A 14765-nucleotide genomic window follows, 5' to 3' on the forward strand; every position below is an offset into this window, starting at 1 on the left:
CACAGCCGAAATGTCGTTTCCTGACCAAGCTCAAAGATCGATCTCGACCACGCCCCCGGCTTCGGCAGCGCGACTCTGACACAGGATCATCGCACCTTCGCGCTGTTTATTGGAAAGGACAAAGTCGCGATGCTCAATCTCACCGGAAATCACGCCGCATTTACAGACACCGCAAATCCCGTCTGCACATTTGACATCCACATGTATGCCCGCCTCATTCAGTACCTGTGCTGCGTCCTTATCGGCTGGCACTGGAAGCTCGCGACCCGATTGATTGAGCCTGAGCGTAAACGGATGATTCTCATATTCCGGCTGCTCCGGAACTGAGAAATACTCAAGATGTCGCGCTTCGTCCGGGAAACCCTGCTTTTCAGCGGCCTGGATGACTCCATCCATATAGCGATCGGGCCCGCAGGTGTAGACATGCCATCCCGGCTGATACCCTGACAGAACAACATCCAAATCCGCACGGGTACCTTCATCCGAGAAATGATAGTGTACGCGATCGGCCCACGGCATAGAGGCAAGGTCATCCAGGTAACCGGCTCCCTGTCGTGTGCTGGCAGAATAGTGCAGTTCAAAATCTTTGCCCAGCGCATACAGGCGATGCGCAAAAGCAATCATCGGGGTGATGCCGATACCGCCCCCCATCAGGAACGTCTTTGCAGCAGTTTCATCCAGATCAAAATGGTTGATGGGTTTCGAGATGAAGACCTTGCGCCCTTCGTTGAAGATACGGTGCAGCAATGCCGATCCACCGCGGCCTTCATCCTCTCGCAACACGCCAATCTGGTATGTGCTGCGATCAGACGGATCACCCGACATTGAATACTGTCGCAGAAATTCCGGCGCCACCAGCACGTCCAGATGCGCCCCTGCCGTCCATTCCGGAAGCGGGGCACCGTTCATCGCCGAGAACTCATACTTGGTCACATCAGCGGTCATCTTATCGACTTTGGTCAGCTCCACCCGCATTACCGGTGCATCGCCAGCAATCTGGTATCGATGAACAACTGACATATCGCCTGCCGCTACGCGGGATCTGTATTCGTCCGCAGTGACCATCGCCTCGTAAGCGGCAATTCCAGCTTCGCGATCCATCGCAAATGGATAAGGCCAAGGATGTGGGGCGAGATATGCCGGGTAGACTGCCAGTGTCTGATCTTCATATTTCAGATCCAGATCCCTTTGCAGATCGCGCCGGTTCAGCGGCTGCTCTGTCGGTCGATAGGCACCGTCTGACTGCACCTCCAGATCCCACCACCATTTCTTGGTATCGTTCAGCCCACCGTTGCCAACGGCATCGTCCAGCTTCGCCAGAACCGGAGCTGCAGACGGAATGTTCATCGCCGCCCAACGGAACGGGCGTTCCTTGAAAATACCTTCGAGGTTCCACGGACAGGTTTTCATGCAGCGTCCACACATCGCGCCCCCCGGCGTGGTGATCCTGTAGGTGGCACATTTCTGGCTGTCGGATTTCCAGATTTCGTAGCCGTTGAACATCAGTTTCGGTCCAGCGGTGATCGCACCCGAAGGGCATTCGCGTGCGCATTTATTGCAGCTTTCACAAAAGCTCTGCAGGCCGAAATCAATCGGTTTGTCATGTTCCATCGGCATGTCGGTTGTCACGACGCCGGATTTGAGGCGTGGGCCCAAATAGGGATTCAGGATCACCTCACCAATGCGCGAGACCTCTCCCAATCCGCTGAGCAGCAACAGTGGTGGTTGCAGCACTTCACCATCCATCACCGTATGCGCCTTGGCCTTGTAGCCGAGATTGCGGATCTGCTGAGCAATCACGCCGCCCAGCAGCGAGAACCGCAGATAAGCCCGCATGGATTGCGCAACACTGATCCAGTCGTCACCCGAGGCGCCTTCCATGGTTTCATAGCCCTGATCAATGATCATGCTGATCGCCTGATCATGGGGTGGTACAATCTCTTCCCCCGTCGCGTCGTGAGAATACCAGCTCCATTCCGGGCAACGGCTGAGGCCAACGGCATCAACACCCAGAAAATAGCTTGCTGCCTTGAGGTTCGCGGCATTACGCTCGTAATTTCCGGGCTTGCTGACCTCGGCGCTTTCGCCATCCTGCAACAGGACAAACGCCCCCAAGGCCCGACGCTGTGCAAAGCTGGGCGCCGCCTTGCGCACATAATAACCACCCTTGGCGCTGTCCTGCAGTGTCTTACCCATATCGCCGAACTGGGCGCGCGCGAACATATCGGCGCGCTTGGGTACCCGCGCGACATTTGCTTCGTCGATGTAAGTGGTCGGATCGTCGACACGTTTGAGGTTCTCAAACGGATGCGCGCCATCCATGTATCGTCGCTTAGCGTAGGGATCGCGGTTCAGGGCATTCTTGGCAAATCCTGCCCCCAGCCACCAGGCCGGGCCTTGCGTTCGAAACCAGGGCTGTTGCGCCATCGGGGCCAGCGGCAGGTCGTGGGCGATATCCATCTCGGTCGTGACTGCCGCCAAACCAAATCGCCGCCCTAACCAAGGTGCGACCAGCCCATCAACCTCTGACGATACCAGCCCGGCAGCCACGGCAAGTTTGCCCAGGTCAACTTCTGACGACATGGCGGTATGTGCCCGTGCATCAAAGCCAAGCAGGCGAATGTAATTGGCAATGACGACGGCGTTTTCAGTCGCTAGCAGACACGCCCGATGATCCTGAGCATCCAGTATCCAATCCGCGCCAGGCTCAGATGGATCGGGATCTCGGTTGTGTTCATACAGAAATACGATGGCATGACGATGTGTGTCGATCGAACCCGGCGTCGCCTCCATGCTTTCTTTCAGATCGGCCATGATCACATCGATGCCAGAAGCCAGCGTTTTGGTTTGACGCGTCCTCAGCGCATGGGCCAGCCGGTCGATATCCGGGTTCCGGCGCGGTGTGTCCAGCAGCGCCTGGGTTGGCAGGGGCCCACATCCAATCATCGAGGCATCATTGAAATACCCAAAGGCCTTCAGATGGTTTGCCCGCTCAAGCGGATCTGCGGGGACCTCAGACATCACCGTATTTACAAATCCGTCTCGGATTGCATCCATCATGGCCTGAAACTCACCCATCGCGTTTACGATGCTTTCGGGTTGCTCAGGGCGATGAAAGCTAAGGTCGGGCATAGATGGCACCGTGCCAAGATCCGGCATATCGGACTGACGCGCCAGTCGCTCCAGCGGATATGACCCCATATGAACCGGACGGTTTTTGTCTGAGAAAAAGCGGATCCCCATCGCGCGCCTCCTTTGGATGACAGTCACCTATAGCCCGGTGGACAACAAAACCACTCATGACTAGTCATATATGATATGAACAAAACTGATTTTACTGACCTCGATGGCAAAGTCCTGCGCACCTTTCTGACGATCCTCGAAGAGAGTTCGGTATCAAAAGCTGCAGACCGACTGGGCGTCACGCAATCGGCAATCAGCCATACGCTGGCGAAGCTCAGACTGGTTCTGGGCGACCCACTGTTTGTCCGCTCGGGTCAGGGGCTGACCCCGACCGAACGCGCCCTGTCGCTGAAAGAACCGGTTCAACACGTACTGGATGGTCTGCGCGCCTTGATGGAAGGGCGGCCTTTCGACCCCCTGTCAGAAGAGATCAGCGTCCAGATCGCCACTAACGACATGCCGCGCGAGTTGGTATTTCCGGAACTTTTGCGGACGGCACGTGCCGATGGGGTAAGGCTGAAACTGGGCTTCATCCCGTCAGGTGTACCGTCCGCTGACATTTTGCGTAGTGACAGATGCCAGCTGATGTTGACGCCTCTGCCACCGGACGGCCCGGACATATTTCAGAAGCTCCTTATCACCAGTCCGCTCATGGTTTTCTACGATGGCGACCGGCGCGCGCCGCCAGACAACTGGCGATCTTATTGTGAAAGTGAACATGTCGAAGTGCGCTTTGCAGATGGACGCAATGCAAGGGCCGTGATGCGTGGCGTCGATCAAAGTCAGATCCGCCCCGCGACCGTAACACTGCCAAATTTCAACGCGATCCCATCCTTCGTAAAAGGCAGCGACCTGATTTCGACCGACACGGCATTGATGAAGAACGGCCCATTGGCGTCACTGGATTGCGCGCCGCTACCTTTCGCGTGTGAACCTGTTTCGATCTACATGGTCTGGCATCAGCGTTCGACAAATGACCCGGCACATCGATGGCTACGCAAACGCATCGAGGCGATCACGGCAGATCTTCAGGCCTGAGAAACAAGCCACTCGCGCATCAATCGCACCAATTCCGGCTGCCGTGGTTTTTTGGGATTAACGACAAAAAACTCGAGGTCTTCCAGCAGCACTTCTGGCAACGGCTGCACCAAATCGCCCGATGCAAGCTCGGATGCCACAAGCGGCTCATTCGCCAGCGCAAACCCCTGACCCGAGATTGCCGCATCTATTGCAAGGCTGGTTTGACTGAAACTCATCATTCGCGGTCTGCCAACTACGCCTGCCCGTTCAAGAAACAATGGCCACAGACCATGCGAGTCGCTGAGCAGCAGATGATCCATCAGCTCAGACGGCTGCGATACGCTCTGTGCAAGTTCAGGATTACAAACCACGACAAACGCAGAGGTGAACAACGGTGTGGCTTCAAGATCAGCAGCGAATGGTGCCCTGCTTTGGCGAACGGCAATATCGATTCCGTCACTTTGGAAGTCAGCAATACGTTCCCGCGCGTCCACCTGAACCGAGATGTCCGGGTGTTTTGCCGTGAAATCCGATATTCGTGGTACCAGCCATTTCGAGGCAAAGCTTGGCGTCACAGATATCGCAATCTTTCGGTTATCCGACAGATCTTCGACAGCCTCTTCGATCAGGCGAAAGGCTCTGCGCAACGGGGAATGGAAGCGGCGACCCGCCTCAGTCAGCCGCAATCCGCGTGGCAAGCGATCAAATAGCTGTTGCCCCAGCCTTGCCTCCAGCGCGCGCACCTGTTGGGCGACCGCACCTTGAGTAACCCCAAGCTCTTCTGCGGCCAGGCGAAAGTTGAGATGTCGGGCGGATGCTTCAAAGGCACGTATGGCGTTGAGTGGGGGAAGAGCGATCATGACACTAAGCAGTAGATTTTCTACAGCATAGAGGCAGGAGAACTGATTGGTCAAACCCACCCGGAATGCACATTTTGACTGCAGACCTTTAATGGTTTAATGGAGAGAACAATGACTGAAAAAGTTGCTCTGATCACCGCAGGCGGCAGTGGCATGGGTGCGGATTCCGCCCGCAGGCTGGCTGCAGATGGATTTAAAGTTGGCATCCTGTCTTCGTCGGGCAAAGGTGAGGCCTTAGCGCATGAGCTTGGTGGCGTCGGCGTTACAGGATCCAACCAATCCAATGATGACCTCAAGAAACTGGTCGAAGCGGCCATGTCGCATTGGGGGCGTGTCGACGTTCTGGTCAACTCCGCCGGCCACGGACCGCGCGCACCAATTCTGGAGCTGACCGATGAGGACTGGCATACAGGGATGGATGTCTACTTCATGAATGCCGTTCGACCGACACGGCTTGTCACCCCGATCATGCAGGCACAGGGTGGTGGTTCCATCATCAACATCTCGACCTTTGCCGCATTCGAGCCTGATCCGGTTTTTCCGACATCGGGCGTTTTTCGTGCGGGGCTTGCAGCCTTCACCAAGCTCTATTCCGATAAACATGCAGCCGAGAACATCCGCATGAACAACGTCCTGCCCGGCTTCATCGACAGCTTGCCGGAAAAGGAAGAATTCCGCTCCCGAATCCCGATGGGCCGGTATGGCAAAAGCTATGACGAAATCGCTTCGGTCGTTGCTTTGCTTGCTTCCGAGGGGGGCGCATACATCACCGGACAGAATATCCGCGTGGACGGCGGTATTACCCGGTCGGTCTGAAGTTTCAGAACCGTGCCTTGATGAGATGCGTCAGCGCCGCGCCTGTTTCAAAATAAGCGCGGCGAAGTCCTGTCCACTTCTCGTGATATTCGGAGACTTCAGACACTGGTAGTTCGGTCAGATCATCGTTCAAAAGGCTTGCCGCCATCTGACGTCCGAACACGGTGCCCGGCCCGATTCCACGGCCAGAAAATCCGTGCGCAGACAGGGCATTGGGTCCGATCCGTGTGATCTTGGGTATATGATCCGAGGTCATTGCGATGCGCCCATGCCAACCCTCGACCAGCGGCTGGTCCGATAGCTGAGGATAGAGCTCGGCCAACTTGCGTCGCAGCCAGCCAACATGCGCCATCCGACCGGGTCGCTTCAGATCACCCATCCCCCCGATAATCAGACGCCCGCTTTGGTCCATGCGGAACGAGGTCATGATCAATCCGGTATCCCAGCACCCTTCGCCAGATGGCAGAATGCTGGCACGCAGATTGTCCGATAGTGGCGCGGTGGCATACTGAAAATAGTACACCGGCACATAATCGGGCGCGGTTTCTTGCAGGCCTGTGTGATACGCATTGGTTGCTTGTATCACGGACTTTGCGCGGATGGTTCCGCCTTGTGTGCTCAGGCTCCAGACGCCGTCCACCTGATGCATCGACCGGACAGGGCTTTGTTCAAATACTTGAGCCCCCGCAGCAATTGCAGCCCGGGCGAGGCCGCGTACATAAGCCAGCGGCTGGATAGTGCCAGCCCGCGGATCCAACAATGCCCCGTGAAACGATGCGCTGCCGGTTCGTTGACCCGCTGTTTCTGCGGACAGCAATTCGACCGGCGCGCCTGATGCCGAAAGTTGCGTATGGCGGGTCTGCAGATCCCGGAAGCCCGCAGCCGAATGCGCACAGTGTAGCGTTCCAGTCCTTACGGGTTCACAGTCGATCCCATGTTCCTCGATCAATCGAAAAACGTCAGATGGTGCACTACCGAGTAGTTCGATCAGCCGATCTCCGGCAGTCTGGCCAAGATGCGCGCGAATTTCATCGGGCGGCAACCACAGGCCTGCATTCACCAACCCAACGTTCCGCCCTGATCCGCCGTGACCGATCTGATGCGACTCAAGCAAACAAACCGAAGCGCCAGCCTGTGCCGCATGGAGCGCCGCAGAACATCCCGTATACCCCCCGCCGATGATAGCCAGATCAACCGTAATATCTTCGGACAGCGGGTCTGCGTCGACATGCTCGCGGCTGGTGTTTTGCCAGAGGGTATGGTCGGGGTCGCTCATATCAGACCTCAGTTCAGTTTTCGCGGATCATTAGCGCGGTGTCAGCCTGTTGCAAGCGATCTCTGATCATCCCGGCCCATCGCGATCAACATCGGATGATCTGCTTGCCGCGCCTGAAAGGATGCCTTGCCGGACATGCCTTGCCAGTTCGCAAAACCCAAAGACTGCGCAACCGCGCCGCCGAGCGTCGCGCCCGGTCCAGTCACGATAAACAGGTCAGGTGCGAACTCCCGTGCGGCAGTCTGAATGGCGCGCGTGAAGTCATAGGTTTCCGTAACCTGATGCCCCAACGTATAGTCCCAAAGGGCTTCTGTGTCTGTCGCTCCAGGCCACCAAACCTTGCCGCGCCCGTCAACGAGCGGGCGTTCAGGTTGTCCAAACAATTCCACACCCAGCCGGGCCCGCCCTTCCTTTGCAACAGGCTCCTGCAGCCGTGTATGGAATGCCGCATGGTTGGCCAGCCGCATCGGAAAACGTTCCTGCACAACGGGTTGGGATGCCTCAAAGGCCTTTAGACCTTCCTCATTCCCGGCCAGTACCAGCATACCGCCCAGATCGATGGATAGCGCAAGATCGTGCCCCTCCAACGCGTTGATACGTGCCACGTGCGACAGAAGTTCTGCTTTGCGCGCAGGATCGTTCCGCCAGTCATCATCCACGAATGGATAAACCAATTGCCCACCGATCAGATGCTCCTGCATCAGCGTGCCCATGGTGTTGACCACGCGAAACCCGTTCTCGGGGCTCAACGCCCCGGCAGCGGCAAGCGCGATGTACCAACCCATCGAGTTCCCGGTGACCGCGACCACATCGATATCATCCGCAATCGCGTGCGCATCGGCAAGGGATGCCGCATAGATCAGGGGCGAGGCCACGTCACCGCGAGAGTACTTTCCGACAGTATAGCGCGTGGCGCTGTCCAGAGCGGTGACCGTTTCCTGAGATTCTCCAGCTCGGATATCGTCATATCGATGGAACATATCCATGCGCGCAGGATGGTGGCGATGGAGGTAGCCCAGTTCGGGTTTGTTGTAGGTTCCCCGCCCGGGGCAGATTACGACGGCTGTTCGGGTCATTTCTTTGCTCCGGTCAAAGACAGTGCAGCGGCAACAATGCCATCCTTCGACGGCAGCGGTGCAGCATAGGCTGGTCCGGTCGCGATAAAACAATCCTCGGCCACGACACGCGCGGTCGGAGTGTCACCACCTTCTTCGCAGAACAGGGCCATCAGTGCCTCTGACTGGCTACCAGTGCGCCGACATTCATCGACGATCAGCACATGCTTACATCCTTTGGTGGCCGCCCGCAGCGCATCCGCTGGCAATGGCGCCAACCAGCGCAAGTCGATGATCCGGGTGCTCAGACCAGCCGCCTCAAGCTCTGGCAACGCCTGCTTCGACAGATAGTGCCCGTTGCCATATGTCACGATGGCCAGATCAGCACCATCTCCATGCACGCCAACCTCGCCCAGCGCGATCCGCTGATCCGGAGAGGGATAGGTTGTCATCCATCCCGCATCCTGCGGTTCGTGCAGATCCCGCATCGGATAAAGTGCAATTGGTTCGAGAAAGACAACGACCCGCTGCTCTTCCCGCGCCAACCGCACGCATTCGCGTAACATCTGGGCGGCATCCGCACCATTGGACGGGCATGCAATGATCACGCCAGGGATGTCGCGCAGTACTGCCAGCGAGTTATCATTGTGGAAATGCCCGCCAAACCCTTTCTGATAGCCAAGCCCGGCAATGCGCAGCACCATTGGGTTGGTGAATTGACCATTCGAGAAAAACGGCAATGTCGCTGCCTCGCCCCGGATCTGATCCTCGGCATTATGCAGATAGGCAAGGAATTGAATCTCGGGGATCGGAACGAACCCATTGTGGCCCATGCCGATGGCCAGTCCCAGAATGGATTGTTCGTCCAGCAGCGTATCGATCACGCGGTCGGGGCCAAAACGTTGCTGCAACTTTTGCGTGACACCATAAACACCGCCCTTGCGACCCACGTCCTCGCCCATACAGACGACCTCACCATGCTCCAGCATCAGGTCGGTCAGCGCCCAGTTGATCAGACGGCTCATCGGCTGCGGCTCATCCATTGCGCGCATATCGCCGCCAAATGTACTGGCGCGTGCCTCAGCGCTGGGGCCGTTGGTAGGCTTGCAATTGCGTTTGGGTGGGATCAGGCTGGCCATCACTTCCTGTGCATCTGCCAGATGCGGGCGGGATGCTGCCTCAGCAGCTATGCGATCCGTGCGCGCGCAGGTGTCTTCATAAATCTTGAGGGCCTGATCCGGCGACAACGCACCAGCCTGATCCAGTAGGCGCACTGAATGCAGCAGTGGATCATTGGCTTCATCCGCTTCAACCTCGGACTTGCTCAGATAGGTGGTTGGCACATCCGCCCCGGCATGACCATAAAGACGCACGGTTTTTAGATGCAGGAAGGCTGGCTTGCGACGGGTCCTGACATATTCGGCGGCCTCTTTGGCGACCGCATGAGTTTCGTAGATGTCCAAACCATTGGCCTGAAAATACCGGATACCCGGTCGGTGCTCCATCGAGGCCTGAATCCAGCCTTTCGGCGTTTTCACCGAAATGCCAATTCCGTTGTCCTCGCACACGAACAGCAATGGCAATGGCGTGGACTGCACGCTGGTCCAGCCTGCGGTATTGATCGCCCCTTGTGCTGTAGAGTGATTGGCCGAAGCATCACCGAAAGAACACATGGCAATCCCATCTGAGGGAAGTTCCCGGTGTTCAGGATCATGCCGGCGCGCAGCGCCGAGGCTGTAGGCCGCACCGACGGCTTTCGGCAGATGGCTGGCGATTGTCGAGGTCTGGGGCGGGATCGTCAGCGCCTTGGAACCCAGCACCTTGTGCCGCCCGCCCGAGGTCGGATCCTCTTTTGAACAGGCAAAACTCAGCAACATATCCCAAGCGATCTGCTGACCGGGCACTTGCTCTGCGCGCGCGATCTGAAACGCCGCATCGCGATAGTGCAGGAACGCGATATCAGTCGGGCGCAGCGCATGCGCAACTGCCGCCATCCCCTCATGCCCCGACGAGCCGATCGTATAGAAACCCTGCCCTGCCTTCTGCATGGCCCGGCTGGTGCGATCCAAAGCACGGCTGAGAACCTGTGAGCGATAGAGCGAAACGGCTTCTGCATCACTCAGGCCCGGTGTTGGCGGGACACCTTCAGGAAGATCACGCTTTGCAACGCGGGTCAGGAAGTTTTCGTGAACGATCTGGGCGCGGTCCATGGCTCGGCCTTTTTTAAATATTATTGTTTCAGAGCGCAGCAACAGCGCGTGTGATGCGGGCAAGCCCTTCGGTCAGGCTATCCGTTGCATAGGCGAAGGACAGGCGCAAATGTCCCGGCATCCCAAAGGCACGACCGGGGACCAGAGCAACACCTACCTCATCCAGCAGATACCGGCAGAACTCATGATCGACCGGCATTTGCGCGGGTGTCTTGGGGAATACATAAAAGGCTCCGTCCGGTGTCGCGCAGATAAGCCCGGCTTTGTTTAGTCCATCGACGACCAGATCCCGGCGCGTTTGCATTTCGCTTCGACGTTTGGCCAGTAACTCTTGCGGACCGGTAATCGCCTCGAGTGCTGCAGCCTGCGCGATGGAACAGGCGCCTGATGTGATTTGACCCTGTACAGCCACCATCGCCTTGATCAAGGGCGCAGGACCAATCCCCCAGCCAATGCGCCAGCCGGTCATCGAATAAGCCTTGGACACACCATTCACAATCAGCGTTCGATTTGTCAGGGCGGGAACGGCCTTAACAAAGGGCGTGAAGGGCACATAGGTAAGGTGCTGGTAGATTTCGTCCGAGATCACCCAGACCTGTGGGTGATTTTCCAGAACCTTGCCCAGCGCCTGCAATTCAGCCTCAGAATATACTGCGCCGGTTGGGTTCGATGGTGTATTCAGCAGCAGCCAGCGGGTCCTTGGTGTGATCGCATTTTCCAGCTGTTCAGGCGTCAGCTTGAAGTCCTGTAAAACAGGACAATCCAATACGACGGGCACACCGCCAGCCAACTTCACCATATCCGCGTAGCTGGTCCAGAACGGAGCCGTGGTTATCACCTCATCCCCGGAATTGAGCGTCGCCATGAACGCGGCTGACAGAACCTGTTTGGCTCCGGTCGACACGATCACATTTGCCGGTTCTACGCCGACCTGACCCGCGATGGCTGCTCGCAGAGCAGGTGTTCCAGCGGTAGCTGGATATCTGGTCTGTCCTTCAAGCGCCGCGCGATGCGCCGCGTCAACCACATGGGGCGGTGTGGGAAAATCAGGCTCACCCGTACTGAGCGCAATGACATCCACACCTTGTACACGCAATCTTGCGGCGTGCTCGGATATCTGCACGATCTCGGAAAGCTCGATCCCTTCAAGCCGCTCGGCCCGCTGGAATTCATCAACACTGTTCTGAAGGATCATGGCGCAAGCTCCGCGTAACGGTCAGGTATGGTGTGTATCTCGCTGGAAAAGCCGAATTGCCAGTGATATTCCATCCAAAAGGTATGAGGATAAGTCATATGATTGCGCCCCGTCGGTTTCTGCCCTCAATCTCGTCTCTGCTGGCTCTTGAAGCTGTGGACAGACTTGGCAGTGCTTCAGCAGCGGCGGAGGAATTGTCCCTAACGCAAAGCGCAATCAGCCGTCAGCTCAAGACCATGGAAGAACAGTTGGGGGTTGAACTGATCCAGCGAACACAGATGCGTCTGAACCTAACCCCGGCTGCAAAAGAGTATGTGGAAATCGCAAGATCGGCGCTGCAGCAACTTGCGCAGGCATCACTAAAGCTGAAGGCAAATCCAACCGGCGGGTCGCTGCATCTGTCGATCTTGCCTGCGTTCGGCATGCACTGGCTGGCACCCCGATTGCAGCATTTTGCCCGTCGGCACCCGGAGGTGACGGTAAACCTGAATACACGCCTCAAACCATTTGATTTTGAGGCTGAGCCCTTCGATGCCGCAATCCACTTTGGCCAGCAGGATTGGGCCGGTGTCAACTATATGCCCATCATGCGGGAAGAGGTTCTACCGGTCTGTGCCCCCGATCTGTTGCCGGAGAATACCAGCGACATAAACTGGCTACATGATGCGCCATTGCTGCATCTCGATACGCGCCCGGACGCGTGGGAGAGATGGTTCATGGCGCAGGGCCAGCCCGCTGAAGGCGTTCGCGGCATGTTGTTTGATCAGTTCTCGACCATGATCCAGGCAACCATTCACGGGTTGGGCGTCGCACTACTGCCCAGCTATCTTGTGACCGAAGATCTTAAAATTGGACGATTGGTGCTTGCATGGGATGGCCCCCCAGTGAGCCTTGGAGACTATTATCTTGTCTGGCCGCAACGGCAGGCAGAGTCGGAACCACTGAAGTCATTTCTGAAATGGTTGAAAGGGCAGCTTGATCAGCCTGAATAGTATCGGCCAAGCTTCATCCCAGAAGCTTGGCCGAAAGAGCGCGTGTGGCGCATGATACGAGGGACTTTGCCTCAGATGTCCATCGAGCGTGCGATGAGCTCCTTCATCACTTCGTTTGTTCCGCCATAGATCATCTGCACCCGGGCATCCGCGTAAAGACGCGCGATGGGATATTCCATCATGAAGCCGTAGCCACCAAAGAGCTGCAGGCATTCATGCATGACCTCGTTCTGAACTTCCGAACCCCAGTACTTGACCATCGACGCGGTTGCCGCGTCCAACTCGCCCGCCTCAAGCTTGGCGATGCAATCGTTGACAAAGCTGCGCAGAACTTCGGCTTTGGTCTTGCACTCGGCCAGTTTGAACCGCGTGTTCTGGAAATCCATGACGCGCTGACCGAAAGCCTTGCGCTCCTGCACGTATTTCACGGTTTCAGCGATGGCAAAATCGATCGCGCCCAGCGCCATGATACCGATTGTCAGGCGCTCCCAGGGCAACTGCTTCATCAGCTGATAAAAGCCCTGCCCCTCTTCCGGGCCGATAAGATTGGTCATCGGAACTTTGACGTCCTCAAAGAACAGCTCGGCCGTGTCATTTGCCTTCATGCCAAGCTTCTTGAGGTTTCGCCCTCGGCGGAACCCTTCGGCACCGTCAGTTTCGACTGCAATCAGCGAAACGCCTTTGGCACCCTGAGTTTTGTCAGTCTTGGCGACAACGATCACCAGATCAGCAGTCTGTCCATTGGTGATGAAAATCTTGGAGCCGTTGATGCGATATGAGTTACCATCTTTTTCAGCTGTCGTCCGAACAGCCTGCAGGTCCGACCCTGTGCCGGGCTCGGTCATAGCAATCGCACCGACCATTTCGCCGGATGCCAGTTTAGGCAGCCATTTCTGCTTTTGGTCCTCGCTGCCATAGGCGGTGATGTAATGGGTCACAATCGATTGGATGCCATATCCCCAACCGGCATCCCCGCGAGAGGTCTGCTCATAGATCGTGACCGAGTCAAAGCCCATGCCACCGCCAACGCCGCCGTATTCTTCGTCAATGGCACCAGCCATCAGACCGGCTGCACCTGCTTTGTGCCAGAAATCCCGATCCACAACGCCATTGTCGACCCAGTTTTCAATGTTGGGAACCAGTTCATCATCCATGAACCGGCCTGCCATCTCGGCAAACATCCGGTGTTCGTCAGTAACCCATGCGGCGGTGCTGGAAAAAAGCGACATATCTCGTCTCCGATCTAAAGTTACCGGAAGGCTACCTTTCACCGCGATTCCAGCCAATCCGTGTGACGTGGCGTCCAGCATCTTCGCAACGTAACGTTCTTTAAACTCAATGAATGGACGGACAAACCGGCTCAGGTCTTCCACAAAATCAGTAAATTGCAGATTTCAGCTAGGTTTGATCCGTCACGCCAGTGCGTTATCCAGCAGAACCTGCGCGGCTTCTTTGGCATCCTGTGCTGGATCGCAGCTTTTCAGCAGCACCGCCGTCACGATTGCCCCCTCTTTCAGGAGCAGCAACTGGCAACCCAGCTTTTCGGGATTTCGTGCGCCCGCGTTGCGGGCGAGCTCTGTGAAATACTCTAACAAAACCCGCTTGTGTTCGGCGGCCTGTACATGAATGGGATGATCTTTATCCTGATATTCAGCGCCTGCCTTGATGAACATGCAGCCCCGGAAACTGTCTTCCTCAAACCACTCTTTCAGCGCATCGAAACTGGCAATCAGTTGTTCAGCAGGCGTATCGGCAAGCTCCTCAATCCGGCGCAGAAACCAGTTGCGGAAGTTTTCGTCCCGCAACCTCAGGGCTGCCAGAATAAGCTCCTCTTTGGTGCGGAAATGTTTGTACATCGAGGTTTTTGACACCCCGGTTTCAGCAACAAGCTTGTCCATGCCGGTTGCGTGAAATCCATCGCGATAAAAGACCTGCAACGCCTTTCGCACCAGCTCATCTCGTTTGTTAGGGCGCATGATTCGGCTCCTTGGTGTACTGATCAGTACATATTGTTGCGAACGACACGTTGCAATGACTCCATGCAAGCCATTGAATCCAAACAGTCTAATCACAGGCAAAGCTAAAATTTCAAAGAAATTTCCGAAGGATACTTGAAAAAGTTAACCGATCGGTACATTTACTTGCTTAAGTTTACTGA

General features: G+C 56.6%; 11 protein-coding genes. 3 read left to right on the forward strand and 8 right to left on the reverse strand.

Annotation, left to right across the window (positions count from 1 at the left end):
* Positions 1-30: 30 nt before the first annotated feature.
* Positions 31-3243, reverse strand: a complete 3213-nt coding sequence (locus ACR0IO_RS21830) for a reductive dehalogenase (RefSeq protein ID WP_480744755.1) — start codon at positions 3241-3243, stop codon at positions 31-33.
* Between the two features lie 75 nt (positions 3244-3318).
* On the opposite strand from ACR0IO_RS21830, the gene ACR0IO_RS21835 reads away from it, so the two are divergent.
* Positions 3319-4221: a LysR family transcriptional regulator gene (locus ACR0IO_RS21835; protein ID WP_480744757.1), complete on the forward strand. Its 903-nt coding sequence runs from the start codon at positions 3319-3321 to the stop codon at positions 4219-4221.
* On the opposite strand, the gene ACR0IO_RS21840 is transcribed toward ACR0IO_RS21835, so the two are convergent.
* Positions 4212-5063, reverse strand: a complete 852-nt coding sequence (locus ACR0IO_RS21840) for a LysR substrate-binding domain-containing protein (RefSeq protein ID WP_480744759.1) — start codon at positions 5061-5063, stop codon at positions 4212-4214. The two genes, ACR0IO_RS21835 and ACR0IO_RS21840, sit on opposite strands and share 10 nt — an antisense overlap.
* A 111-nt stretch (positions 5064-5174) precedes the next feature.
* Between ACR0IO_RS21840 and ACR0IO_RS21845 the strand changes: the two genes are divergently transcribed.
* Positions 5175-5879 carry an SDR family oxidoreductase gene (locus tag ACR0IO_RS21845; RefSeq protein ID WP_480744761.1) on the forward strand — a complete coding sequence of 235 codons (705 nt, stop codon included), beginning with the start codon at positions 5175-5177 and terminating at the stop codon, positions 5877-5879.
* Between the two features lie 4 nt (positions 5880-5883).
* Here the strand turns inward: ACR0IO_RS21845 and ACR0IO_RS21850 are convergent, their stop codons facing one another.
* The 4 genes from ACR0IO_RS21850 to ACR0IO_RS21865 are packed head-to-tail and all read right to left on the reverse strand — an operon-like array spanning position 5884 to position 11615.
* Entirely contained in the window at positions 5884-7155 is a 1272-nt protein-coding gene (locus ACR0IO_RS21850; RefSeq protein WP_480744763.1) for an NAD(P)/FAD-dependent oxidoreductase, read from the reverse strand.
* Between the two features lie 41 nt (positions 7156-7196).
* The gene (locus ACR0IO_RS21855; protein ID WP_480744765.1) at positions 7197-8231 is read right to left on the reverse strand and encodes an ACP S-malonyltransferase; all 1035 of its coding nucleotides are present in this window, start codon (positions 8229-8231) and stop codon (positions 7197-7199) included.
* Positions 8228-10420, reverse strand: a complete 2193-nt coding sequence (locus ACR0IO_RS21860; RefSeq protein WP_480744768.1) for a dehydrogenase E1 component subunit alpha/beta — start codon at positions 10418-10420, stop codon at positions 8228-8230. The genes ACR0IO_RS21855 and ACR0IO_RS21860 overlap by 4 nt, the downstream gene beginning before the upstream one ends.
* Before the next feature lie 28 nt (positions 10421-10448).
* Positions 10449-11615 carry a pyridoxal phosphate-dependent aminotransferase gene (locus tag ACR0IO_RS21865; RefSeq protein WP_480744770.1) on the reverse strand — a complete coding sequence of 389 codons (1167 nt, stop codon included), beginning with the start codon at positions 11613-11615 and terminating at the stop codon, positions 10449-10451.
* 98 nt (positions 11616-11713) lie between these two features.
* Here ACR0IO_RS21865 and ACR0IO_RS21870 point away from each other — a divergent pair, with 98 nt between their 5' ends.
* Positions 11714-12607: a LysR substrate-binding domain-containing protein gene (locus ACR0IO_RS21870; RefSeq protein WP_480744772.1), complete on the forward strand. Its 894-nt coding sequence runs from the start codon at positions 11714-11716 to the stop codon at positions 12605-12607.
* A gap of 71 nt (positions 12608-12678) precedes the next feature.
* Here ACR0IO_RS21870 and ACR0IO_RS21875 read toward each other — a convergent pair whose 3' ends face one another.
* Entirely contained in the window at positions 12679-13836 is a 1158-nt protein-coding gene (locus ACR0IO_RS21875) for an acyl-CoA dehydrogenase family protein (protein WP_170337036.1), read from the reverse strand.
* Positions 13837-14019: 183 nt separating this feature from the next.
* Positions 14020-14583 carry a TetR/AcrR family transcriptional regulator gene (locus ACR0IO_RS21880; protein ID WP_480744774.1) on the reverse strand — a complete coding sequence of 188 codons (564 nt, stop codon included), beginning with the start codon at positions 14581-14583 and terminating at the stop codon, positions 14020-14022.
* Positions 14584-14765: the final 182 nt, after the last annotated feature.

This window comes from Ruegeria sp. CE12, assembly GCF_056537525.1.